Origin of the sequence: Aminobacter sp. DSM 101952, assembly GCF_001424795.1 — a bacterium.
Classification (GTDB): domain Bacteria; phylum Pseudomonadota; class Alphaproteobacteria; order Rhizobiales; family Rhizobiaceae; genus Aminobacter; species Aminobacter aganoensis.
The window spans coordinates 173,092-197,896 of sequence record NZ_LMCL01000033.1 but is presented as its reverse complement, the minus strand read 5'-3'; the positions used below and the strand labels follow the sequence as shown (position 1 = coordinate 197,896).

Below are 24,805 nucleotides of genomic sequence, written 5' to 3'. Positions count from 1 at the left end.
CAAGGCGTCTGTTTTTTGCCGTGGAAAGGCGCTAATAGGCGCCGCATGGAACTCGACGATATCTCCGAAATCATGCCGGCGGCCTCTGCCGCCGCAACGGCCGGCGCCGACCGCAAGGTCTTCATCAAGACCTATGGCTGCCAGATGAATGTCTACGACTCGCAGCGCATGAACGATGCGCTCGCAGCGGATGGCTATTCGGCGACCGAAACCATCGAGGACGCCGACCTAGTGCTGCTCAACACCTGCCATATCAGGGAGAAGGCTGCCGAGAAGGTTTATTCCGAGCTTGGCCGGCTGCGCCAGCTCAAGGCGGAGCGGGCCGAGGCCGGGCGCGAGATGATCGTCGGCGTCACCGGCTGCGTTGCCCAGGCCGAGGGCCGCGAGATCCTGCGCCGCGCTTCGGCGGTCGACCTTGTCGTCGGACCGCAGACCTATCACCGCCTGCCCGAGGTGGTGAGGAAGGCGCGCGGCGGCCAGAAGGTGGTCGAGACCGAATATTCGCTCGAAGACAAGTTCGAGCACCTGCCGCAGCCGAGGAAGGCCGAAGTCGCCAGGCGCGGCGTCACCGCCTTCCTGACGGTGCAGGAAGGCTGCGACAAGTTCTGCACCTTCTGCGTGGTGCCCTATACCAGAGGCTCGGAAGTATCGCGTTCGGTCGCCCAGATCGTCACCGAGGCCGAAAGGCTGGCCGAGGCCGGCGTGCGCGAGGTCACCTTGCTCGGCCAGAACGTCAACGCCTGGCATGGCGAGGGCGCCGACGGCACGGAATGGGGCCTGGGCCGCCTGCTGTACCGCCTTGCCGAGGTTCCCGGCATTGCCCGGCTGCGCTACACCACCAGCCATCCGCGCGACATGGATGACGAACTGATCGCCGCCCATCGCGACCTTGCGGCCCTCATGCCCTACCTGCACCTGCCGGTGCAGTCGGGCTCGGACCGCATCCTCAAGGCGATGAACCGCAGGCACACGGCAGCGGACTATCTCAGGCTGGTCGAGCGCATCCGCACTGCCCGTCCCGACATCGCCATGTCGGGCGATTTCATCGTCGGATTTCCGGGCGAGACGGATGCCGATTTCGAGGCTACGATGGAGATCGTGCGAGCCACCAATTACGCCTCGGCCTATACGTTCAAATATTCGCCGCGTCCCGGCACGCCGGGCGCCGATATGGGCGGCCATGTCGAGGAAAAGGTCAAGGACGAGCGCCTGCAGCGGCTGCAGCGGCTGATCACCCAGCAGCAGCATGCCTTCGCCGACGGGCTGGTCGGGCAGACCATCTCGACGCTGATCGAGAAGCCAGGTCGCCAGGCCGGTCAGATCGTCGGACGATCACCCTGGTTACAACCGGTTATTGTTGATGAAAAGGCCGGCGAAATCGGTGACATTGTTGATGTGCGAATCACGAAGACAGGTACCAACAGCCTGTTCGCCGAAGCGGTCTGATCGGCCGTACGGCAGATGAGGAGAGACGGTTGAGCGCTGCTGAACTCAAGAACCTGCCCTCCGGGGCGTCTGACATGGCGCACATCGTACTGACCTTCGACAACAACAAGCTAGCCAGTGCGCTTTACGGCCAGTTCGACGAGAACCTGGCCCGTCTCGAACAGAAACTCGGCGTCGACATCCGTTCGCGCGGCAACCAGCTGACCATCAAGGGCAGCGCCACCGCCGCCGAGCAGGCACGCCGGGCGCTCGATCATCTCTATGCCATCCTGCAGAAAGGCGGCGAATTGGCCCAGTCCGACGTAGACGGCGCCGTCCGCATGGCGGTCGCCCCCGACGACCAGCTGACGCTGCCGACGCTGGAGCGCAAGGGCAAGATGGCCGCCGCCCAGATCTCAACGCGCAAGCGCACCATCTATGCCCGCTCGCTCAACCAGGACGCCTACATGCGGGCGCTGGAGCGCGCCGAACTGGTGTTCGGCATCGGCCCGGCCGGCACCGGCAAGACCTATCTCGCGGTGGCGCACGCCGCCATGCTGCTCGAGCGCGGCATGGTCGAGCGCATCATCCTGTCGCGGCCGGCGGTCGAGGCGGGCGAACGCCTTGGCTTCCTGCCCGGCGACATGAAGGAGAAGGTCGATCCCTATCTCCGCCCGCTCTACGACGCCCTCTACGACATGATGCCGGCCGACAAGGTCGAGCGCGCCATTGCCGCCGAGGTCATCGAGATCGCGCCGCTTGCCTTCATGCGCGGCCGCACGCTGGCTCATTCGGCCGTCATCCTCGACGAGGCGCAGAACACCACCTCGATGCAGATGAAGATGTTCCTGACGCGTCTCGGCGAGGGCTCGCGCATGATCATCACCGGCGATCCGACCCAGATCGACCTGCCGCCCAACACCAAGTCGGGCCTGGTCGAGGCGCTGCGCATCCTCGACGGCGTGCCGGGTGCGGTGACGGTGCGCTTCAACGACACCGACGTGGTCCGCCATCCGCTCGTCGCCGAGATCGTCAGGGCCTACGACCGTGACGGCAAGGTCGCGCGCGGCCTTGGCACCGAGGGTTGACCGGGAACGAATTTGGCAATGCCTGACAAGGATTTACCGCCGCCCACAGGCGCTGTGGGCGGTCTCGACATCGACCTGATGGTCGAGGAGGGCGCCTGGCCGAGCGAGGCCGCACTTCGGGCCTTGGTCGACCGCGCCGTGCCTGCGGCTTTCCAGGAAGCCGGGGTTGAAGCCGCCGAAGGCGTCGAACTGAGCCTCGTCTTCACCGACGACGCGGCGATCCGCAAGCTCAACGCTGAATGGCGCGACAAGGACAAGCCGACCAACGTGCTGTCGTTTCCGGCCTTTCCGGTGGCGCCCGGCGATCCGCTGCCGCCGATGCTCGGCGACATCGTGTTGGCCTGGGAGACGGTGGCGCGCGAGGCCGAGCTTGAAGGCAAGCCGCTCGAAAACCATATCACCCACCTCATAATCCACGGACTCCTGCATCTTTTGGGGTATGATCACGAGACCGACGAGGAGGCCGAGGAGATGGAAGCGCTGGAACGCCGGGCGCTGGCGAGGCTTGCCATTCCCGATCCCTACGCGTAACAGGGACGAGCAATCGACCGGAAGAAGATGAACGACAAAATAGAGACTGCCGCCACGCCCGAACCGGGAACCGCGGCAAGGGCCTCCGACCAGACCGAGGACGGACCTAGTACCAGTGCGCCGTTAGCAACGACGCACGACACGCAGGCCGAGCGGCCATCCTTCATCGAGCGGCTGACCAGGCTTTTCCGGCACCGCAGCAACGGCACCAATATCCGTGAGGAAATCGTCGACGCGCTGGCCGAAACGGGCAGCGACGCCGATTCGTTTTCGCCCGGCGAGCGTGCCATGCTCAACAACATCCTCCGCCTGCGCGAAGTGCGGGTCGAGGACGTCATGGTGCCCCGTGCCGACATCGAGGCGATCGAGCTGTCCACCACGCTCGGCGAATTGCTCTCGGTTTTCGAGCAGTCCGGCCACTCGCGCATGCCCGTCTATGTCGAGACCCTCGACGATCCGCGCGGCATGGTCCACATCCGCGACGTGCTGGCCCACATCACCCGCGGCGCCCGCGTCAAGAAGGGCCGGTCGCGCAAGGCGCAGGCCGCGGACGCTCAGCTCGACCTTGCCCAGGTGGACCTCAAGCGCAGCATCGGCGATCTCAATCTCGTCCGCACCGTGCTGTTCGTGCCGCCGTCGATGCTTGCCTCGGACCTGATGACCCGCATGCAGGCGACGCGCACCCAGATGGCGCTGGTCATCGACGAATATGGCGGCACCGACGGGCTGGTCTCGCTCGAAGACATCGTCGAGATGGTCGTCGGCGACATCGAGGACGAGCATGACGACGACGAGCCGATGATCACCCAGGCCGGCGATGGCGTCTACGTCGTCGACGGCAAGGCCGAGATCGAGGAGGTCGCCAAGGTTCTCGGCGAGGAGTTCTCGGCCGGCGAGCACAGCGAGTATGTCGACACCATCGGCGGCATGATCTTCAACGCGCTCGGCCGCGTGCCGGCCCGCGGCGAGGTGGTGCAGGCGATCCCGGGCTTCGAGTTCCACGTGCTCGACGCCGACCCGCGCCGCGTCAAGCGGGTCCGCATCGTCCACAGCGTCAAGAGCGAGCGCCGCCGCCGCGCCAAGGCGGAACAGGCGTGAGCCTGACGTTCGGCGGCCCGCCATTTGGTGCCGCCACGCGGTGCTGCTACACCTTCGATCCGTGATTCTTGGACGAGGGGACAGGATGGCGCGCCTTGCTGGGCGGATAATTCTGCTGTGGGGATGGAAAAGGGCGCTGATGGCCTTCCTGGCCGGCGCCCTGGCAGTTCTGGGCCAGGCGCCCTACGATTTCTTCGCCGCCTGCTTCGTTTCCTTCCCGATCCTGGTCTGGCTCATCGACGGCGCCGTCGCCGACAGGCCGGCGGGCATCCTGCGGCGGCTCAAACCGGCTTTCGCGACCGGCTGGTGGTTCGGCTTCGGCTATTTCCTGGCGGGGCTGTGGTGGGTCGGTGGCGCGCTGCTGGTCGAGGCCGACAGTTTTGCCTGGGCGCTGCCCCTGGCGGTCGTCGGCATTCCGCTGATCCTCGCCTTCTTCCACGGTTTCGCAGCCGCCTTGGCGCGGCTGCTGTGGAGCGACGGCATCGGCCGCATTGCCGCACTGGCCTTCGCCTTCGGCCTGAGCGAATGGCTGCGCACCTTCCTGTTCACCGGCTTTCCCTGGAACCCGCTCGGTTTTGCCGCAATGCCGGTGCCGCTGCTGATGCAGAGCGTCGCCATCGTCGGTGTCGTCGGCATGAACGTGCTGGCGGTCTTCGTCTTCGCCATGCCGGCGCTGCTGGCCGACCGGCGTAATCTCAAGATCGGTGCCGCGCTGGCCGTGATGCTCGTCGCCGCCCACGCCGCCTATGGCTATCTCAGGCTGGCAGCGCCCGCAGCGAAGCCGGAACGAACGATCAACGTCCGCATCGTCCAGCCGAACATCGATCTCAGCGAGAAATGGGACGGGCGTGTCCGCGACCGCATCTTTGCCGGCATGCTGCAGCAGTCGGCCGAAGCGCCGAAGCCGGGTGCGCCGAAGCCGGACTTGATCATCTGGCCCGAAACGTCGGTGCCGTTCCTGTTCACCGAGCGGCCGGATGCGCTGGTCGCGATCGGCGAGATGCTGTCCGAGGGCCAGATGCTGATGGCCGGCATCGTCCGCGACGAGGGCCAGTCGGGCGGCGGCGAGGCCCCGCGCTACTACAACTCCGTCGTCAGCATCAACGACAAGGGCGAGATCGTCGACGCGGTCGACAAGGTCCATCTGGTCCCGTTCGGCGAATACATCCCCTTCGCCGGGCTGATGGAGCGTGTCGGCCTGACGCAGCTGGTCGCCGGCCCGATGAATTTTGTCGCCGGCACGGACCGGAGGCCGTTCACATTGCCGGGCGGGATCAAGGCCTCAGCCTTCATCTGTTATGAAATAATCTTTCCCGCACTCGTTGCAGTTGACGCGGCGTCAACTCAGATTATGGTGAATGTCACCAACGACGCGTGGTTTGGCGACACTCCGGGTCCTTATCAGCATTTCCGGCAGTCGCAGGTCCGCGCGGTCGAAAACGGGTTGCCGGTCCTGCGCGCGGCCAACACAGGAATTTCCGGCATTGTCGACCCGAGCGGGCGAGTTGTGGATGCACTTGCGATGAATGTTCGCGGCACCATCGATGTCTCGCTTCCGGTGGCCGCCTCCGGCGCTGCCTCGCCGCCGTTTTCGCGCGTTAACGGTTTCCTGATCATGTTCCTTATTGCCGTTGCGGCAAGTGGCTTGAAGCTCAGACAGAGGCTCAGGGCGAATTGACACTGCTATTGTTAGAAACTCATATGCCACCGCGCGGCTTCAGGCTGTGCCAATCGGCGTTCATATCAGGACGCTATAAATTGCCCTGAAGGGGCTATCTGCCCAAATAATAAGCTGGAAAAATCCGGCGAGGAAAGACAGTGGAAAAAGAGAACAAGAAAAAACCGAACCCGACCGACGTATACGTCGGCGGACGAATTCGCCTGCGACGCAACATGCTGGGAATGAGCCAAGAGAAGCTCGGAGAAAGTCTCGGAATTACATTCCAGCAGATTCAAAAGTACGAAAAGGGAACCAATCGCGTTGGAGCGAGTCGCCTTCAGGCCATCGCTTCGATCCTCAGTGTGCCGGTCGCGTTCTTCTTCGAAGACGCTCCAGGTGCCGATGGCGGCGAGCACAAGGGGCTTGCCGAGGACTCTTCCACCAGCTTCGTGGTCGATTTTCTTTCGAGCGCCGAAGGCCTGCAGCTCAATCGCGCTTTTGCCCGGATCTCGAACCCCAAGGTGCGGCGCAAGGTCATCGAACTGGCGAAGGTGCTGGCCGACGACGAAGAGCAGTGATGCCGGGGAGCGTCGCGCGTCCGCTAGGGCGCACAAAGGGCGCTCCAGATGCCTGAACTGCGCATCGTGCGTCCGGAAATCGGTTCCGATTCTCGAACGATGCGCGAGAGCGGCGGCGGTGCGCCGTCGCCACGCCCTTGCAATAACCAGCCTTCCGCGACGAAAGCCTGCTTGACGAGTTCCGGCAGGCTTCGCTAACACGTGACGCGCCAAACTGATCGGCATAGCGCCGATCGCTTTCCAAGAGGGGACATCCCGTGTCGCGGCAGAATTATCTTTTCACATCCGAATCCGTATCCGAAGGTCACCCCGACAAGGTGTGCGACCGTATTTCCGATGAGATCGTCGATCTCGTCTACCGTGAGGCCAAGAAGACCGGCATGGATCCGTGGAAGGTCCGCGTTGCCTGTGAAACGCTGGCAACCACCAACCGCGTCGTGATCGCCGGCGAAGTTCGCGTGCCCGACACGCTGCTGAAGAAGGACAAGAACGGCCAGATCGTGAAGGACGCCGCCGGTCATCCGGTCGTCAATCCGTCGAAGTTCAAGTCGGTGGCCCGCAAGGCCATCCGCGCGATCGGCTACGAGCAGGCCGGCTTCCACTGGAAGACCGCCAAGATCGACGTGCTGCTGCACGGCCAGTCGCCCGACATCGGCCAGGGCGTCGACAACGCCGCCGACCGCCAGGGCGAAGAAGGCGCGGGCGACCAGGGCATCATGTTCGGTTATGCCTGCCGCGAGACGCCGGACCTGATGCCGGCTCCGATCTACTACAGCCACAAGATACTCGAACTGCTGGCTTCGGCCCGCCACGAGAACAAGGGCGACGCCGGCAAGCTCGGCCCCGACGCCAAGAGCCAGGTCACCGTCCGCTACCAGGACGGCAAGGCCCACGAAGTCACGCAGATCGTGCTTTCGACCCAGCACCTCGACGGCAGCTGGGATTCGGGCAAGGTCCGCAAGGTCGTCGAGCCCTACATCCGCGAAGCCCTTGGCGATCTCGAGATTGCCAATGACTGCAACTGGTACATCAACCCGACCGGCAAGTTCGTCATCGGCGGTCCCGACGGCGACGCCGGCCTGACCGGCCGCAAGATCATCGTCGACACCTATGGCGGCGCAGCCCCGCATGGCGGCGGTGCCTTCTCCGGCAAGGACACCACCAAGGTCGACCGTTCGGCAGCCTATGCCGCGCGCTACCTCGCCAAGAACGTCGTTGCCGCCCGGCTTGCCGACCGCTGCACGATCCAGCTGTCCTACGCCATCGGCGTTGCCCAGCCGCTGTCGGTCTATGTCGACCTGCACGGCACCGGCAAGGTTGACGAGGCGGTGCTCGAAGACGCGCTGCGCCAGGTCATGGACCTGTCGCCGTCGGGCATCCGTCGCCATCTCGACCTCAACAAGCCGATCTATGCCAAGACCTCGTCCTATGGCCATTTCGGCCGCAAGGCTGGTCGCGACGGTTCCTTCTCCTGGGAGAAGACCGACCTGGTCAAGGCGATCAAGGACGCCGTCGCCAGCAAGGAAGCAGTCGCCGCCTGAGGCGACTGTAAGTTAGATGGAACAGGAACCGCGCCGCAGCCGCACGACGGAAGCCTTCTTCGGGCGGCGGCGCGGCAAGCCTGTCCGCCCGCATCAGGCGCTCGCGCTTGAAAGCGGGCTTGCCCGCCTGGGCATCGACATCAAGACCCCGGCCCCAGAGGACCTGCGCACGCTGTTTGCGGCGCCGGTCTCGAAGGTCAGGCTGGAGATCGGCTTCGGCGGCGGCGAGCATCTTCGCCATATCGCGGCGAACAATGCCGACGACGGCTTCATCGGCATCGAACCCTTCGTCAACGGCATGGCCAAGATGACCACCGCCCTCGTCGACAAGCCGCTTGCCAACATCCGCCTGTACGACGAGGACGCGACGCAGCTGCTCGATTGGCTGCCGGAGGCGTCGCTCGCCGGCATCGACCTGCTGTATCCCGACCCGTGGCGCAAGAAGCGGCACTGGAAGCGCCGGTTCGTCAGCCCGGTCAACCTTGACCGCTTCGCCCGCGTGCTGAAGAGCGGCGCGAAGTTCCGCTTTGCCTCCGACATCGACACCTACGTCAACTGGACGCTGCAGCACTGCCGCGCCCATCCTGCCTTCGAGTGGCAGGCGGCCGATGCCGCCGACTGGCACACGCCCTACGAAGGCTGGACCCGCACCCGCTACGAAGCCAAGGCGATCCGCGAAAACCGGACGCCGGCGTATCTGACTTTCGCCAGGGTTTAGGGTTGCCTCACTCTATTGCCCCTCACCCTTACCCTCTCCCCGTGAAGGACGGGGCGAGGGGGGCGTCAGCGTTACGACCACCTTCCTTCTTCCCCGTCGTGACAAGGAGAAGGTCCGGCAGGGGATGAGGGGCAATTCTAGGAAGCTGCCACCCCGGCAAACACCACCCGCACCCTGAGCCCGCGCCCGTCCGCGCCGGCGGAGAGCGCGAGCCGGCCGCCGAACAGTGAGGCGATTTCCTCGACGATGGGCAGGCCGAGGCCGGCACCGGGCTTGTCGCCCTCGCGCCCGCGCACGAAGCGCTGGCGCACGCTCTCCAGTTCCGACGCCGGAATGCCCGGACCGGTGTCCTCGACCTCAAGCAGCACGTCGGCGCCTTGCTCGAGCACCTTGACCGTCGCTTCCGAGCCTTGGCCGGCATAAGCGAGCACGTTCTCGATCAGGTTGCGGATCATTTCGCTGAGCAGCATCGGTTCGCCGCGCACCAACAGCGCATGCTCGCCTTCGAAACCCAGGTCGATGCCGGCCGCATGGGCCTGGGTGACACGGTCGGAGGTCAGCTGTCGGGCAAGCGCGGTGAGGTCGACCGCTCCGAGGTTCTTCAGTCGGTCCGATGCGGCTTCGTCGACCTTGGCGAGCAGCAGCAACTGGGCGATGACGCGTTCGGCATGCGCGACAGCCTCATCGCCGACGCGCGCCGCCTGCCGGGCTTCCTCCAGCGAATGGGCGCGTGAGGCGAGCGCAAGCTGCGTGCGGATGATGGTCAGCGGCGTGCGCAGCTGGTGGCTGGCATTGCCGGTGAAGTGGCGCATCGCGCCGAGCGCCGAGCCGAGCCGGCCCATGAAGGAATTGACCGTGTCGACCAGGCCGCGCACCTCCTTGGGCACCGATTGTTCGATCGGGTGGAGATCGTCGGGGTTGCGCTCGGCGATGGCGTCGCGCAGCCGGTAGAGCGGCCCGAGCGAGAAGGTGACGGCGAGCCAGACGATGGCCGCCGCGCTGCCGATCAGGATGGCGAGCCGGAGTGCCGAGCGCAGCAGGATGGTCTGGGCCAGATGGGTGCGGGCGATCGTCGTCTCGGCCACGGTGACGACGAAGGGGATCGAACTCGCCCCCGTCGAGGCGGCGCGGGACAGCGAGGTCAGCCGGATCGGCTCGCCGCGGAAGCTGGCGTCGGTATAGCCGCTTTCCTCCTGCTCCAGCCCTTCGATGAGGGGCAGCGTCTGGTAGCCGGTGATGAAGCCGTCGGGGCCGTCGACGCGGTAGAAGACGCGGTCCTGCGCCGCCGAGGTCAGCATCTCCAGCGCGACATAGGGGATGTCGACCTCCAGCGCGCCGTCTTCGGCCACCACCACCCGCTCGGCGATCGCCAGCGCCGAGCCGGCCAGCACGCGGTCGGAGACGGCATTGGCGGTGTCGACCGCCTCGTTGTAGGTGTCGGCCAGGGCGACGAGGCCGAGCGCGACGAGCGGCACCAGGAGCCACAGCAGAAGCCGGCGGCGCAGCGAATAGGTCTTGGTCCGGGCCATCAGGGGCTGGGCAGCCTTTCGAGGTAGTAGCCGATGCCGCGGGCGGTGCGCACGGTCAGCCCGTAGGGCGCCAGCCGCTTGCGCAGGCGGCTGACATATTGCTCGATGGCGTTGGCGCTGAGGTCTTCGTCGAAGCCGGCGAGCGATTCGATGATGGCCTGCTTGGCGACCACCTTGCCGGCGCGCATGAACAGCGTTTCAAGCAGCGCCAGTTCCCGTGCCGGGATGTCGATGGCAGCGCCGTGCGAGGAGAAGCTGCGGGTGGTGAGGTCCAGCGTCACCTCGCCGAACGACACCGTCGATGCCTTGAGCCCGGCGCGGCGGCGCAACAGCGTGCGTACCCGCGCCTCCAGCTCGCCGACGTCGAACGGCTTGACCATGTAGTCGTCGGCGCCGAGGTCGAGGCCCTTGACCCGCTCGTCGAGCGAATGACGCGCCGACAGGATCAGCACCGCCGCATCGTGCTGGCGCCCGCGCATCGTGCGCAGCACGTCGAGCCCGTCCATCTCCGGCAGGTTGAGGTCGAGGATGACGAGGTCGAAGCGCTCGGTGGCGAGCACCGCCACGGCGGAAGCGCCATCGCCGACGACATCGACGGCATAGCCGCTGCCCTTGAGCACCGCCGCCAGCCCCCCGGCCAGCGTCGTATTGTCCTCGACCACCAGAATGCGCACCCGAATTCTCCTTGCCCGCCCCGATCGGACGATGCCCATTCGCCAGGCAAACGTCCAGAGCCCGTCATGCGCCCCGATGGCGCTTCGCCGTTGTGCGGCAGGCTTGGCTGTTGCATGGTCTGGCGATCATGCGCCTGGCCATACTCACCGTTCTTGCCTGCCTCTCATCGCCCGCCTGGGCCGAAGTCACCGTCTTTCCGGCGCTCGACGGCGCCGCGGATGCCCGCACGCTGGTCGTCTACTCGTCGCTCGACGCGCCATTGGCCAGGCCGATGATCGAGGGCTTCCAGAAGGCGAACCCGGGCGTCGCCGTCCGCTACGAGGATTTGCAGACAGTCGACATCTACGACCGCGTCGTCGCCGAGACCGACGAGGGCAAGGGCACCGCCGACATCGCCTTTTCCTCGGCTATGGACCTTCAGGTCAAGCTCGCCAATGACGGCTATGCCCAGGAAAGCCGGCTGCCGCTGTCGGACCGCTGGCCGCGCTGGGCCAATTGGCGCGACACCGCCTATGCGCTGACCTTCGAGCCGGCGGTCTTCGTCTATCACAAGCCGAGCTTCAAGGATGCGTCGCCGCCGGCGACGCGCGGCCAGTTCGTCGATTTCCTCAAGACCCAGGGCGACAAGTTCTACGGCCGCATCGCCACCTACGACATCGAGCGCTCCGGCGTCGGCTTCATGTTCATGGCGCGCGACCAGGAGCAGTATCCCGACATCTGGACGGTGATCCGCACCATGGGTTCGGCCGGCGTGAAGCTCTATTCGACCAGCGGCGCCATCCTCGAGCGCATCGCCGACGGCCGTTTCGTGCTCGGCTACAACATCCTCGGCTCCTATGCCGCCGACTGGGCGGCGCGGAACCCCGATGTCGGCATCGTCCTGCCCAAGGACTACACGGTGGTGATGTCGCGCATCGGCCTGGTGCCGGCGGCGGCGAAGTCTCCCGATCTCGGCCGCCGCTATCTCGAATATTTCATGTCGGCCGAGGGCCAGACGGTGATGGCGCGGCAGTTGCATATCGCGGCCGTCAATCCGGAGGTCTCGGGCGAGAACACCGCCAACCGCATGCAGGAGGTTCTCGGCGGGCAGTTGCGCCCGGTTCCGGTCAGCCCGGGCCTGATGGTCTATCTCGACCAGGTCAAGCGCTTGCGGGTCATCGAGCGCTGGAACGAGGCGCTGCGCAGCCCCTGATTTAGGCGATGTTCCCAAGCTGTTGCATCGGTGTCAGTCTGATGTCAGGTTGCTGCGATAGGGAAGTTTTGGCCCAACCGTTGGAGGCGGCGAGGCTCGGAAAGTTCGGGAGGATTTCGAACACGTTTCCGCTAACGGCTACCCGGCGGCGATGCTTTCGCCGAGCAGAGGGGCCGGGAAACGCTGCTATGATGGCAGGCCCCTGGGCCGGCTGGTTCCTTCCCCCGAAAATCCGAGACGCTGCCCAGGCGCGGGCCTCGAAACTGAAAAGCATCTGCACCGCGCATGCGGGCAAGGGAGGAACAGCAATGAAGCAGTTCGTATTGGCAACCATCGTCGCAGGCGCGATCGCCCTGCCGGCCGCGGCCGCCGACTACAAGATCATGGCACCTGCGGCCCCGGGCGGCGGCTGGGACCAGACAGCGCGCTCGATGCAGACCGCGCTCCAGGACGAGAAGATCTCCGCCTCGGTCCAGGTCAACAACGTTCCGGGCGCCGGCGGCACCATCGGCCTCGCCCAGTTCGTCAACCAGGCCAATGGCGATCCGGCACAGCTCATCGTCGGCGGCTACGTCATGGTCGGCGCGATCCTGACCAATGCTTCGCCGGTCACGCTCGACCAGGTCACCCCGATTGCCCGCCTGACCGGCGAGTATGAGGCGCTCGTCGTTCCCGCCGCTTCCGACATCAAGGACATGGCTGGCCTCGTCGCCAAGCTGAAGGCTGATCCGGGTGCTGTGTCCTGGGGCGGCGGCTCGGCCGGCGGCACCGACCACATCACCGCCGGGCTGATTGCCAAGGCCGTCGGCGTCGATCCGACCAAGGTCAACTACATCGCCTATTCCGGCGGTGGCGAGGCGCTTGCCGCCATTCTCGGCGGCCAGGTGACGGTCGGCATTTCCGGCTACGGCGAATTCGCCGAGCAGATCAAGGCCGGCCAGCTCCGCATCATCGGCATCTCGTCCGACGCCAAGGTCGAAGGCATCGACGCACCGACCTTCAAGGAAGGCGGCGTGGACGTCTCGATCCAGAACTGGCGCATGGTCGCCGCCGCTCCTGGCATCTCGGCCGAGCAGAAGGCAGCAGTGCTAGCCGACGTCGACAAGATGGTCACCTCGGCCTCGTGGACGAAGATCCTCGCCGACAAGGGCTGGGCCAACACCTATCTCGCCGGCGACGAATTCGCAGCGCAGCTGAAGAAGGACACCGAGTCCACCGCCGCGATCCTGAAAGACATCGGCCTGGTGAAATGAGCCTGGACAACCAGCAACAAGAAAAGCGCCGCCCCGATTGGGCGGCGCTTGCCATCGCCGCCGCCCTTTTCGCGGTGGCCGCCGTCATCGCCTGGAGCACCGCCAGCCATGGCGCCGGCGCCAACTATGCCCGCGTCGGCCCGACCACGTTCCCCTATGTGATCGCCATCGCCTTCTTCGGCCTGTCGATCTGGACAGCCATCGAGGCCTTGCGCGGCGACTTCCCCGAGCGCGAGAAACAAGAAATCAGCCCGATCCTGTGGATCATCGGCGGTCTCGCCGCGCAGATGCTGCTGCTCAAGGTGGCAGGCTTCTCGATCGCCACGGGACTGCTCTTCGCAGCGACGGCGCGCGCCTTCGGACGCGGCCCGCTGTGGAAGACGATACCGCTCGGCATCGTGCTGGCCTTTGTCGTCTACGTCATCTTCGCCAAGGGATTGCAGCTCTCGCTGCCCGCCGGCCCGCTCGAACACCTGGTGTTCTGAGCAAAACTTACAAGGGAGCGCGGCTCTAAATGGATACCTTCGGTCTGCTGGCGCAGGGATTGCTGACGGCTCTCGAGCCGATCAACATGCTCTATGCGCTCATCGGCGTCACGCTCGGCACCGCTGTCGGCGTTCTTCCTGGCATCGGCCCGGCGCTCACCGTCGCCCTGCTGTTGCCTGTCACCTACAAGCTCGATCCGGCCGGGTCGCTGATCATGTTCGCCGGCATCTATTACGGCGGCATGTATGGCGGCTCGACGACGTCGATCCTGCTCAACACGCCGGGCGAAAGCGCCTCCATCGTCACCGCGCTGGAGGGCAACAAGATGGCGCGCAACGGGCGTGGCGGCCCGGCACTGGCGACGGCGGCGATCGGCTCCTTCGTGGCCGGCCTGCTCGCCACCATCGGCCTCGCCTTCATTGCCCCGACCGTCGTCAAGATGGCGCTGTCCTTCGGACCGGCCGAATATTTCGCGCTGATGATCCTGGCCTTCATGACCGTTTCGGCAGCCTTCGGCGATTCGACGCTGCGCGGGCTGACGGCGCTGTTCATCGGCCTTGCGCTCGGCCTCATCGGCATCGACCTGCAGACCGGCCAGGCGCGCCTTGCCTTCGGCATCCCCGACCTGCTCGACGGCGTCGAGGTGACGACGCTTGCCGTGGCGCTGTTTGCCGTCGGCGAAGCGCTCAGCGTCGCTGCCAGCAAGGGTGGCGATTCGACTATCCAGGCGATCAAGGGCTCGGTCTGGATGACCCGCGAGGACTGGCGCCGGTCATGGAAGCCATGGCTCCGCGGCACCGCGATCGGCTTCCCGATCGGCGCGATGCCGGCCGGCGGCGCCGAAATCGGCACCTTCCTGTCCTATTCGGTGGAAAAGAACCTGACCACCAAGCCCGAGGAGTTCGGCAAGGGTGCCATCGAAGGTGTCGCGGGTCCGGAAGCGGCCAACAACGCTTCTGCCGCCGGCACGCTGGTTCCGCTACTGACGCTCGGCCTGCCGACCACCGCGACGGCCGCGATCATGCTCGCCGGCTTCCAGCAGTTCGGCCTGCAGCCCGGACCGCTGCTGTTTGCCACCAACCCGCAGCTCGTCTGGGGCCTTATCGCCTCGCTGCTGGTCGCCAACCTGATGCTGCTGGTGCTCAACCTGCCGCTGATCGGCGTGTGGATCAAGCTTCTGACCATCCCGACGCCATGGCTCTATGCCGGCATCCTGCTGTTTGCGACCCTTGGCACCATCGGCGCCAACTCGGCCGTGTTCCAGCTCAACGTCTTCGGCTTGTTCAGCTGGCCGATGTCGTTCGAGTTGGGCATGCTCCTGGCGTTCGGCCTGCTCGGCTACGGCCTGCGCCGCTTCGGCTATCCGATCGCGCCTGTCGTGGTGGGCCTGATCCTGGGGCCGATGGCCGAGCAGCAACTGCGCCGGGCCCTGGCCATCAGCCAGGGCGACCCGATGATCCTGGTGCATTCGCCGATCGCGATCGTGCTGCTGCTGTTGGCGGCAACGGCGGTTCTGCTGCCGCTGTACCTGCGCGCCCGCGGACGCGGCAAGGTGCTGGCCCAGCTCGGCGCAAGCGAAGACTGATGTCGCAGCGCCTCTGAAACGAAAAAAGCCGAGGCCCGGATTTCCGGCCTCGGCTTTTTTTTGCCTCGCAGGGGAGACGGGTTCTCCAGGGACAGAGCGACGGTCAAGACAACCTGCCGCTCCGGAGCACGGTCCGACTGCCCAGCGTCTCGGCATACGCCAATGACGCGACCAGCGGTGTGCGCTCTCTACCCTGAGTGCCTGATCAGTATTTGCGGATGCGGTCGAAGTGGCGCGGATCGATGCCGAGCATCACCAGATCCTGGTTGGTGGGGCGATGACCGCGCTCGACGGCTGCTGCGGCAGCGACGGCGCTACCAAAGGTGCGGACCAGTACGCCAATGCGGCCAAGGGGCTTGCGGGTGTTCATCTCTCTATCCTCTTTTGCGCTGCATCATCATTTCTTGTGCAGCGCAACAAATATAGGTGACGCAAAGGGAAGCGGTAGGGGCATCTGCGCATGCTTGCCATGCATCCGCTGCATTGGTCGGCTAATTCACCGGTCGTGGACGCAACCGGCCTCAGGACTTGAAAGCCGCGCCACCTTCGGCTATATCAGCCTCAAATTCTTGGTCGGTATGACGAAGAGTGGGTCCACCCGGTCCCGCTCTTTTTTGTTACCTGCCGACCGTCTGGAGAACCAATGACCGAAAACGCAGTCGAACAGACAGGCGATGACCGCATCATCCGCGAGACCGGCATCGACGCCCGCATCGCCCTGATCGTTCAGCCCGTCCTTCGTGCGATCGGCTTCCGCCTCGTCCGGGTCAGGCTGTCCGGCCAGAACGGGCTGACGCTGCAGATCATGGCCGAGCGCGACGACGGAACGATGACCGTCGAGGATTGCGAAGAGGTGAGCCGCGCGGTTTCGCCTGCCCTCGATGTCGATGATCCGATCGAAAAGGCGTATCATCTCGAAGTGTCGTCGCCGGGCATCGACCGGCCGCTGGTGCGCAAGTCGGATTTCTCGACCTGGATTGGCCATCTCGTGAAGATGGAAACCTCGGTCGTGGTTGCCGACCGCAAGCGCTTCCGCGGCAAGATCGCCGAGGCGGACGACGAAGGCATCCTGATCCAGCGTGACCAGGCGGCCTACGGCGAGGAGCCGACCGTGCGCGTGCCTTTCGAGACGATCTCGGACGCCCGGCTGATCCTTACCGACGATCTCATTCGCGATGCCCTGAGCAAGGACAATCAGGCGCGCAAGGAAGCACGGAAGCGTCGTGGCGAGCCCGAAGACGGGCCTGAAGACGAAGAAACCGAAACGGAAGATTGATAGAGCCGTGCGGCTGGGCCAGGTCCGGCTGGAAGCTCGGGGAGAAAGACAATGGTTGTAAGCGCCAACAGGCTCGAACTGCTGCAGATCGCCGATGCGGTCGCCCGCGAAAAGTCGATCGACAAGTCGATCGTCATCGCTGCGATGGCCGATGCGATCCAGAAGGCCGCGCGCTCGCGTTACGGTCAGGAGACCAATATACGCGCCGACATCAACCCGAACACGGGCGAGATGAAGCTGCAGCGCCTGATGGAAGTGGTCGAAAAGGTCGACGACTACGCCACCCAGATCGCATTGTCGTCGGCACGCGAGCGCAACCCCGACGCCCAGCTCGGCGACTTCATCGCCGAACAGCTGCCGCCGATGGATTTCGGCCGCATCGCCGCCCAGTCGGCCAAGCAGGTCATCGTCCAGAAGGTCCGTGAAGCCGAGCGCGACCGCCAGTACGACGAATACAAGGACCGCATCGGCGAGATCGTCAACGGCACCGTCAAGCGCGTCGAGTATGGCAACGTCATCGTCGATCTCGGCCGTGGCGAGGCGATCATCCGCCGCGACGAGCTGATCCCCCGCGAAAACTACAAGTATGGCGACCGCGTCCGCGCCTACGTCTACGACGTGCGCCGCGAGCAGCGCGGCCCGCAGATCTTCCTGTCGCGTACCCATCCGCAGTTCATGGCGAAGCTGTTCACCATGGAAGTGCCGGAAATCTACGACGGCATCATCGAGATCAAGTCGGTTGCCCGCGACCCCGGTTCGCGCGCCAAGATCGCCGTCATTTCGCGTGACAGCTCGATCGATCCGGTCGGCGCCTGCGTCGGTATGCGCGGTTCGCGCGTCCAGGCAGTCGTCGGCGAGCTCCAGGGCGAAAAGATCGACATCATTCCGTGGTCGCCCTCGGCAGCTTCGTTCATCGTCAACGCCCTGCAGCCGGCCGAAGTCGCCAAGGTCGTTCTCGACGAGGACGCAGAGCGCATCGAAGTGGTGGTTCCCGACGACCAGCTGTCGCTGGCCATCGGCCGTCGCGGCCAGAACGTCCGCCTTGCCTCGCAACTGACCGGCTGGGACATCGACATCCTGACCGAGCAGGAAGAATCGGAACGCCGCCAGAAGGAATTCGTCGAACGTTCGACCCTGTTCATGGAATCGCTCGACGTCGACGAGATGGTCGGCCAGGTGCTCGCCTCCGAAGGCTTCACCAGCGTCGAGGAAGTCGCCTATGTCGATGCCGACGAAATCGCCTCGATCGACGGTTTCGACGAGGACACGGCTTCCGAGATCCAGACCCGCGCCCGCGAATATCTCGAAAAGATCGAGGCCGAGCACGACGAGAAGCGCAAGACGCTCGGCGTGCAGGACGAACTGCGCGAAATCCCCGGCATCACCACCGCGATGCTGGTGGCATTGGGCGACGACGGCGTGAAGACGATCGAGGACTTCGCCGGCTACGCCGCCGACGATCTCGTTGGCTGGAAGGAACGCAAGGACGGCGAGACGAAGTTCTTCCCCGGCGTGCTTGCCGACTTCGGTGTCTCGCGCACCGACGCCGAACAGATGGTCGTTGCTGCCCGTCGCATGGCCGGCTGGATCACCGAGGACGAAGTTGCGTCCGAGGAAGAGCCTGCCGACGTCGCCGGTGAGTGATGTGAGGCGGGCCGGAGAATCCCTTGGACGAGATGAACGATCGCACCTGCATCGTCACGCGCAAGACCGCCGAACCGGATGATCTGATCCGGTTCGTCGTCGGTCCGGATTCGGCCGTCGTTCCCGACCTCAAGAGAAATCTGCCCGGCCGTGGTTGCTGGGTGACTGCCGACCGCCTACATATCGACAAGGCCGCCGCCAAAGGCGCGTTTGCCCGCGCCTTCAAGAAGCCGGTCGTCGTGCCGCCCGAATTGGGCGCCATGGTCGACGGCCTGCTCGCGAAATCGGCGCTCGGCGTGCTCGGGCTTGCCCGCAAGGCCGGGCTCGTGGCTCTCGGTTCCGCCAAGGTCGACTCCTCGGTGCGCGCCGGCAAGGCCCTTCTGGTACTCCATGCCTATGAGGGCGCCGAGGACGGCGTCCGCAAGATCACCCAGGCCCGCAAGGCCACAGTGCATATAGGCGGGCCTGCAACGCCTGCCTACAAACTTTTTTCGGAAGCCGAATTGGGTTTGGCATTGGGGGCAACAAATGTGATACATGCTGCCGTCCTCGCGGGAGACGCGGGCAAGGCGGTCGCAAAGCGCATGGTTGCGCTTGACCGATATCGGGGCGGATCCCCGGATGATCTGGCAATGATTGCGGCGATTGCCTACGACGATGATGCCGCAGAGGATATGGAATGAGCGATAGCAAATCGGGCGATGACAACACGTTGAGCGTCACTCCGAAGAAGACCTTGACGCTGAAGCGCCCGGGCTCGGAGCAGGGAACCGTACGCCAGAACTTCTCGCACGGCCGCACCAAGCAGGTCGTCGTGGAGACGAAGAAGCGTAAGTTCTCCATGCCCGGCGACAAGCACGAGCCTGCGCCGGCCGCAGCTGTATTTGCGCCCAAGCCCCAGTCGGCAGCTCCGGTTGCCCCGGCTCCGGTGGCTCCAGCTCCGGTGGCCGCAGCGCCCGCGCCTGCGCCGGTCGTGCGCGAGACGCCGCGGCCGCAGCCCGAGCGTTCGGGCATGGTGCTGAATGAATTGTCGCGCAGCGAGATGGATGCACGCCGCCGCGCGCTCGAGGGCTCCGTCGCGCGTGAGCAGGAAGATCGCCTGCGCGCTGCCGAAGACGCACGTCGCCGTGCCGAGGAAGACGAGCGCCGCCGCAAGGAGCGCGAAGAATCCGCGCGCCGCCAGGCCGAGGAAGAAGCCCGTCTCAAGACCGAGGCTGAATCGCGCCGTCGCGCCGAGGACGAGGCGCGCCGTCGTGCGCCGGCCGCCGCTCTCGAAGCCAACGTGCCCGACGAGGACAAGCCGAAGGGCCGCGTCGTTCCCGGCGTCGCCGCGGCAACGCCGATCCGCCGCATTGCGACCCCCGAGATCGCGCGCCCGGCCAAGACCAAGACCGAGGACGACCGTCGTCGCGGCAAGCTGACGCTCAACACGGCGTTGTCTTCCGCGGATGGCGATGCGCGTTCGCGTTCGCTGTCGGCGATGCGTCGCCGCCAGGAGAAGTTCAAGCGTGCGATGCACCAGGAGACGCGCGAGAAGATCGTGCGCGAGGTCATTCTTCCTGAGACGATCACCATCCAGGAACTGGCCCAGCGCATGTCCGAGCGCGCCGTCGAGGTCGTCAAGTTCTTCATGAAGCAGGGCCAGATGCTGAAGCCGGGCGACGTCATCGACGCCGATACGGCTGAACTGGTGGCCGGCGAATTCGGCCACACGGTTCGCCGCGTTGCCGAGTCCGACATCGAGGAAGGCCTGTTCGACATCGCCGACCACAGCGCAACGCTGATTTCGCGTCCGCCGGTCGTCACCATCATGGGCCACGTCGATCACGGCAAGACCTCGCTGCTCGACGCCATCCGCAATGCCAACGTGCAGTCGGGCGAAGCCGGCGGCATCACCCAGCACATCGGCGCCTACCAGGTCGAGAAGAACGGTCAGAAGATCACCTTCATCGACACCCCCGGCCACGCCGCCTTCACGGCGATGCGTGCCCGCGGTGCGCAGGCGACCGACATTGCGATCCTGGTGGTTGCGGCCGACGACAGCGTCATGCCGCAGACGGTCGAGTCGATCAGCCATGCCAAGGCTGCCGGCGTGCCGATCATCGTGGCGATCAACAAGATCGACAAGCCTTCGGCGGACGCCAACAAGGTCCGCACCGAGCTGCTGCGCCACGAGGTGTTCGTGGAATCAATGGGCGGTGAAGTGCTCGACGTCGAGGTTTCGGCCAAGAACGGCACCAACCTGGACAAGCTGCTCGAGGCGATCCTGCTGCAGGCCGAAGTTCTCGACCTCAAGGCCAACCCCGACCGTACGGCCGAGGGCGTCGTCATCGAAGCCAAGCTCGACAAGGGCCGTGGTCCGGTCGCGACCGTGCTGGTCCAGACCGGTACGCTGATGCCGGGCGACATCCTCGTCGCCGGCAACCAGTGGGGCCGCGTCCGTGCGCTGGTCGACGACCGCGGCACGCATCTCGAGGAAGCACCGCCGTCCATGCCGGTCGAGATCCTCGGCCTCCAGGGCACGCCTCTGGCTGGCGACCGCTTCGCGGTGGTCAACAACGAGGCTCGCGCCCGCGAGATCACCGAGTACCGCCAGCGCCTGGCGCGCGACAAGGCTGTCGCCAAGCACGCCACGCAGCGCGGCTCGCTCGAGCAGATGATGTCGCAGCTGCAGTCGTCCGGCCTCAAGGAGTTCCCGCTCATCATCAAGGGTGACGTGCAGGGTTCGGTCGAAGCGATCATCGCGGCTCTCGACAAGCTCGGCACCGACGAGGTGCGCGCCCGCATCGTCCATTCGGGCGCCGGCGCCATCACCGAGAGCGACGTCACGCTTGCCGAAACCTCGGGTGCGGCGATCATCGGCTTCAACGTCCGCGCCAACGCGCAGGCGCGTCACGCCGCTGAACAGTCGGGCATCGAGATCCGCTATTACAACATCATCTACAGCCTCGTGGATGACGTTAAGGATGCGATGTCGGGCCTGCTGTCGCCGGAGCGTCGCGAAACCTTCATCGGCAATGCCGAGATCCTCGAAGTCTTCAACATCACGAAGACCGGCAAGGTTGCGGGTTGCCGCGTCACCGAAGGCAAGGTCGAACGCGGTGCGGGCGTCCGCCTGATCCGCGAGAACGTGGTCATCCACGAAGGCACGCTCAAGACGCTCAAGCGCTTCAAGGACGAAGTCTCCGAAGTGCCGGTCGGCCAGGAGTGCGGCATGGCCTTCCAGAACTACGAAGACATGCGCGCAGGCGACGTTATCGAGTGCTTCCGCGTGGAGATGGTGACCCGGAGGCTCTAGGCCTCCGGCATTTGCCCAGTCGTTTGGACGGTGGCCGTTCGGCCGCCGTCCGTTTTCGTGCAGCAGGACGCGCGGTCCCATTCCGTCTCCTGCGACATATGGATTTTCAGGACCATGTCGCGTTTTCAGAGTTCCGGCCCATCCCAGCGCCAGCTTCGCGTCGGCGAGCAGGTGCGCCATGCGCTGTCCGAAATGCTCCCGCGCGGAGAGATCATCGATCCGGTGATCGAGACGACCGTCATTTCGATCACCGAGGTGCGCATGTCGCCCGACCTCAAGATCGCCACCGCCTTCGTGTCGCCGATCGGCGCCAAGGATCCCGATGCGGTCATCGAGGCGCTTAATAAATACGCCAAGTTCATCCGTGGCCGCGTTTCATACGCCCTCAAGCAGATGAAATACATGCCGGAATTCCGCTTCCGGCTGGACACCAGTTACGACAATTTCGCCAAGATCAACAATCTGCTGCGCTCGCCCGAAGTGGCGCGCGACCTCGACGGCGAAGAAGACAAGGAAGACTGACATGTCGCGTCGCGGCAAGAAGAAAGGCCGGCCCGTCTCCGGCTGGCTGGTGCTGGACAAACCCGTGGGCATGGGCTCGACCGAGGCCGTCTCCAAGATCAAGTGGCTGTTCAATGCCGAGAAGGCCGGCCACGCCGGCACGCTTGACCCGCTCGCCTCCGGCATGCTGCCGATCGCGCTGGGCGAGGCCACCAAGACCGTGCCCTATGTCATGGACGGTGCCAAGGTCTACCGCTTTGCCGTCTCCTGGGGCGAGGAGCGCTCCACCGACGACCTCGAGGGCCCGGTGACCAAGAGCTCCGACAAGCGTCCTTCCGAGGACGAGATCCGCGCCATCATGCCGAACTACACCGGTGTCATCATGCAGACGCCGCCTCAGTTTTCGGCGATCAAGATCGCCGGCGAGCGCGCCTACGATCTCGCCCGCGAGGGTGAGACGGTCGACATCCCGGCGCGCGAGGTCGAGATCGGCCGGCTCGACATCGTCGAAAACTCCACCGACCGCACCGTCTTCGAAATCGAATGCGGCAAGGGCACCTATGTCCGCTCGCTCGCCCGCGACATGGGCCGCGATCTCGGCTGCTTCGGCCATATCTCCGAACTCCGCCGCACCGAAGTCGATCCCTTCACCGCCGAGGACTTCGTCACCATCGCCGAGCTGGAAGCCGCTCGCGCCGCCGGCCAGCCGGATGGCGAGGAGGGCAGCTGGGATTTCACCGCCATCGATGAGTTCGTGGTCGACACTGCCGCCGCCCTCGACTGTCTGCCGCAGGTCGCGGTGACCGACGAGGCCGCCAACAAGATCAGGCTCGGCAACCCGGTCATCGTGCGCGGCCGCGACGCCCCCGTCGAGGCGGAGGAGGCCTGTGCCATCGCGCGCGGCAGGCTGGTGGCGATAGGTGCCATCGAGCAGGGCATGTTCAAGCCCAAGCGCGTCTTCACCGCCTGACACTTGTCTGCAATCGCCGTTTCCGATTGGATCGTCCCAGATGATTCCGCAGGCGAAGCGCGATGGCAGAGGCTGAGACAATAGCAACACGTCCATCGCGACACGCGCGGCGGGCCCCCGTGGGGGCCTCGCCCGGAACGTTGATCGCGGATCCGTCCGCCAAGCAATCGGCCCTCAACCTGACGCTGATTTCGCCCGACGCGTGCGAATTCATCAACAACGCCAGCCTCGACGACGTGGCAGCCGCTTGCGAGCAATGGCCGCTGATCTGGCTAGACTGCGTCGGCCTCGCCGACATCGCGCTGATCGAGGAAATCGGCAACATCTTCAGCCTGCACACGCTGGCGCTCGAGGATGTGGTCAACGCCGGCCAGCGCCCGAAGGCCGAATTCTTCGACGATCATGCCTTCTTCGTGCTCTCGATGATCGACGATGCCAAGAGCGCACGCTACGAGCAGATTTCATTCTTCTTCGGCGAGAACTTCGTCGTCACCTTCCAGGAGCGCGAGGGCGATCCGTTCGAGCCTGTCAGGCAGCGCATCCGCATCTCGAATCCAAGCCGGCTGCGCCATCGCAAGGCCGACTATCTCGCCTATGCCCTGATCGATGCCGTGGTCGACAGCTACTTCCCGATCGTCGATGCCACCGGCGACAAGGTCGATGCGATCGAGAACGAGCTGCTCAACGCGCAGCCGCAGCCGCGGCCGAAGGAACATATCGGCGAGCTGCACGGCCTGCGTCGGGCGACCAACCTGCTCAAGCGCACGCTTTGGCCGCTGCGCGATGCCCTGACGACCCTCATCCGGTCCGATGCGGCCTTCATCTCGGCCGAGACCAAGGTCTACCTCAACGACACGCTCGACCACGCGATCCGGCTCACCGAAACCGTCGAGTCGCAACGCGAGACCATGATCGGGCTGATCGAAATGCAATTGTCGTTGTCGCAGGCGCGCACCAACGAGATCATCGGCGTGCTGACCATCGTGTCGGCGATCTTCATCCCGCTGACCTTCCTTGCCGGCATCTGGGGCATGAACTTCGACCATATGCCGGAACTCAAGTCGGCCTATGGCTATCCGGCGGCACTCGGCTTCATGGCCCTCGTGGCCGTCGCGCTGGTGGTGATTTTCAAACGCCGCAAGTGGCTCTGAACCCCGGCCGGGAGCCGGCTTGCGAAATAGCTGGCATTTGCCGCCAAATTCCACTATATGCGCCGCAACATTGCGTCTTTTGCCGCTTTGTTCATCGGCCCCAGCTGGACGACATCCCGGCCGTGGGCGTCCCGTTTCCTCAAGATCGAAAGGAAAAACACGATGTCGATCACTGCCGAGCGCAAGTCGGAACTCATGAGCGAATTCGCAACCGTCAAGGGCGACACCGGTTCTCCGGAAGTCCAGGTTGCCATCCTCTCCGAGCGCATCAAGAACCTGACCGAGCACTTCAAGGACCACAAGAAGGACAACCACTCCCGTCGTGGTCTTCTGGCGCTCGTCTCCCAGCGTCGTTCGCTGCTTGACTACCTCAAGCGCAAGGACGACTCGCGCTATCAGTCGCTGATCGAGAAGCTCGGTCTGCGCCGCTGACGAATTGACCGGCGGGCTCTCCTTGTGGGGGCCCGCCGGTCGCGCATTCAGGGCCATCAACCGGGTGGTCCCTCGGCCCGATCCTGCCACAGGGGTGCGGTCGCGTCGAAAAGGTTTTGGAGCGCCAAAGGGAAGCGCCCGAACCGCCCATGGACGGTCATGGGGCAGGATTGC

23 protein-coding genes are annotated in these 24,805 nt (G+C 65.1%); 20 read left to right on the top strand and 3 right to left on the bottom strand.

What is annotated here, in order from left to right:
- The first annotated feature begins 45 nt into the window (after nt 1-45).
- From miaB to ASC75_RS22695, 8 genes are all read left to right on the top strand, one after another.
- On the top strand, nt 46-1,446 hold the full coding sequence (miaB, locus tag ASC75_RS22730; RefSeq protein ID WP_055980884.1) for a tRNA (N6-isopentenyl adenosine(37)-C2)-methylthiotransferase MiaB: 1,401 nt from the start codon (nt 46-48) through the stop codon (nt 1,444-1,446).
- A 29-nt stretch (nt 1,447-1,475) separates the two neighbouring features.
- Complete coding sequence (locus ASC75_RS22725) at nt 1,476-2,513, top strand: PhoH family protein (RefSeq protein WP_055980880.1); 1,038 nt, start codon at nt 1,476-1,478, stop codon at nt 2,511-2,513.
- 18 nt (nt 2,514-2,531) lie between these two features.
- On the top strand, nt 2,532-3,044 hold the full coding sequence (gene ybeY, locus ASC75_RS22720; protein ID WP_055980877.1) for an rRNA maturation RNase YbeY: 513 nt from the start codon (nt 2,532-2,534) through the stop codon (nt 3,042-3,044).
- Between the two features lie 27 nt (nt 3,045-3,071).
- Nucleotides 3,072-4,142 (top strand): hemolysin family protein, encoded by a 1,071-nt coding sequence (locus ASC75_RS22715; RefSeq protein WP_055980874.1) that lies wholly within the window; start codon nt 3,072-3,074, stop codon nt 4,140-4,142.
- 85 nt (nt 4,143-4,227) lie between these two features.
- A complete protein-coding gene (lnt, locus tag ASC75_RS22710; protein ID WP_055980870.1) occupies nt 4,228-5,820 on the top strand; it encodes an apolipoprotein N-acyltransferase in 1,593 nt (530 codons plus the stop codon).
- 140 nt (nt 5,821-5,960) lie between these two features.
- Nucleotides 5,961-6,380 (top strand): helix-turn-helix domain-containing protein, encoded by a 420-nt coding sequence (locus ASC75_RS22705; RefSeq protein ID WP_055980869.1) that lies wholly within the window; start codon nt 5,961-5,963, stop codon nt 6,378-6,380.
- A 257-nt stretch (nt 6,381-6,637) separates the two neighbouring features.
- Nucleotides 6,638-7,921, top strand: a complete 1,284-nt coding sequence (gene metK, locus ASC75_RS22700; RefSeq protein ID WP_055980866.1) for a methionine adenosyltransferase — start codon at nt 6,638-6,640, stop codon at nt 7,919-7,921.
- Between the two features lie 16 nt (nt 7,922-7,937).
- Nucleotides 7,938-8,639 carry a tRNA (guanine(46)-N(7))-methyltransferase TrmB gene (locus tag ASC75_RS22695; RefSeq protein ID WP_055980862.1) on the top strand — a complete coding sequence of 234 codons (702 nt, stop codon included), beginning with the start codon at nt 7,938-7,940 and terminating at the stop codon, nt 8,637-8,639.
- 137 nt (nt 8,640-8,776) lie between these two features.
- On the opposite strand, the gene ASC75_RS22690 is transcribed toward ASC75_RS22695, so the two are convergent.
- Nucleotides 8,777-10,168: a sensor histidine kinase gene (locus ASC75_RS22690; protein ID WP_055980859.1), complete on the bottom strand. Its 1,392-nt coding sequence runs from the start codon at nt 10,166-10,168 to the stop codon at nt 8,777-8,779.
- Nucleotides 10,168-10,842, bottom strand: a complete 675-nt coding sequence (locus ASC75_RS22685) for a response regulator transcription factor (protein WP_055980856.1) — start codon at nt 10,840-10,842, stop codon at nt 10,168-10,170. Before ASC75_RS22685 ends, ASC75_RS22690 begins: the two co-directional genes overlap by 1 nt.
- Before the next feature lie 128 nt (nt 10,843-10,970).
- Here ASC75_RS22685 and ASC75_RS22680 point away from each other — a divergent pair, with 128 nt between their 5' ends.
- From ASC75_RS22680 to ASC75_RS22665, 4 genes are all read left to right on the top strand, one after another.
- Entirely contained in the window at nt 10,971-12,035 is a 1,065-nt protein-coding gene (locus ASC75_RS22680) for an ABC transporter substrate-binding protein (protein ID WP_055981044.1), read from the top strand.
- Nucleotides 12,036-12,343: 308 nt separating this feature from the next.
- Nucleotides 12,344-13,288 (top strand): tripartite tricarboxylate transporter substrate-binding protein, encoded by a 945-nt coding sequence (locus ASC75_RS22675; protein WP_055980853.1) that lies wholly within the window; start codon nt 12,344-12,346, stop codon nt 13,286-13,288.
- On the top strand, nt 13,285-13,773 hold the full coding sequence (locus tag ASC75_RS22670) for a tripartite tricarboxylate transporter TctB family protein (RefSeq protein ID WP_055980850.1): 489 nt from the start codon (nt 13,285-13,287) through the stop codon (nt 13,771-13,773). Before ASC75_RS22675 ends, ASC75_RS22670 begins: the two co-directional genes overlap by 4 nt.
- A 29-nt stretch (nt 13,774-13,802) precedes the next feature.
- Complete coding sequence (locus ASC75_RS22665; protein WP_055980847.1) at nt 13,803-15,359, top strand: tripartite tricarboxylate transporter permease; 1,557 nt, start codon at nt 13,803-13,805, stop codon at nt 15,357-15,359.
- Between the two features lie 205 nt (nt 15,360-15,564).
- Here ASC75_RS22665 and ASC75_RS26530 read toward each other — a convergent pair whose 3' ends face one another.
- A complete protein-coding gene (locus tag ASC75_RS26530; RefSeq protein ID WP_184117403.1) occupies nt 15,565-15,729 on the bottom strand; it encodes a hypothetical protein in 165 nt (54 codons plus the stop codon).
- Nucleotides 15,730-16,002: 273 nt separating this feature from the next.
- Here ASC75_RS26530 and rimP point away from each other — a divergent pair, with 273 nt between their 5' ends.
- From rimP to rpsO, 8 genes are all read left to right on the top strand, one after another.
- Nucleotides 16,003-16,635, top strand: a complete 633-nt coding sequence (gene rimP, locus ASC75_RS22660) for a ribosome maturation factor RimP (protein WP_055980844.1) — start codon at nt 16,003-16,005, stop codon at nt 16,633-16,635.
- A gap of 51 nt (nt 16,636-16,686) precedes the next feature.
- Nucleotides 16,687-18,279: a transcription termination factor NusA gene (gene nusA, locus ASC75_RS22655; protein WP_055980841.1), complete on the top strand. Its 1,593-nt coding sequence runs from the start codon at nt 16,687-16,689 to the stop codon at nt 18,277-18,279.
- Between the two features lie 32 nt (nt 18,280-18,311).
- The gene (locus ASC75_RS22650; RefSeq protein ID WP_055981041.1) at nt 18,312-18,962 is read left to right on the top strand and encodes an RNA-binding protein; all 651 of its coding nucleotides are present in this window, start codon (nt 18,312-18,314) and stop codon (nt 18,960-18,962) included.
- On the top strand, nt 18,959-21,577 hold the full coding sequence (gene infB / locus ASC75_RS22645; protein ID WP_055980839.1) for a translation initiation factor IF-2: 2,619 nt from the start codon (nt 18,959-18,961) through the stop codon (nt 21,575-21,577). Before ASC75_RS22650 ends, infB begins: the two co-directional genes overlap by 4 nt.
- Before the next feature lie 114 nt (nt 21,578-21,691).
- Entirely contained in the window at nt 21,692-22,099 is a 408-nt protein-coding gene (rbfA, locus tag ASC75_RS22640; RefSeq protein ID WP_055980836.1) for a 30S ribosome-binding factor RbfA, read from the top strand.
- A 1-nt stretch (nt 22,100) separates the two neighbouring features.
- Nucleotides 22,101-23,048, top strand: a complete 948-nt coding sequence (truB, locus tag ASC75_RS22635; protein WP_055980833.1) for a tRNA pseudouridine(55) synthase TruB — start codon at nt 22,101-22,103, stop codon at nt 23,046-23,048.
- 62 nt (nt 23,049-23,110) lie between these two features.
- On the top strand, nt 23,111-24,199 hold the full coding sequence (gene corA, locus ASC75_RS22630) for a magnesium/cobalt transporter CorA (RefSeq protein WP_055980830.1): 1,089 nt from the start codon (nt 23,111-23,113) through the stop codon (nt 24,197-24,199).
- Nucleotides 24,200-24,256: 57 nt separating this feature from the next.
- Nucleotides 24,257-24,631, top strand: coding sequence for a 30S ribosomal protein S15 (gene rpsO, locus ASC75_RS22625; protein WP_280137974.1), 375 nt, complete (start codon nt 24,257-24,259; stop codon nt 24,629-24,631).
- Nucleotides 24,632-24,805 lie beyond the last annotated feature (174 nt).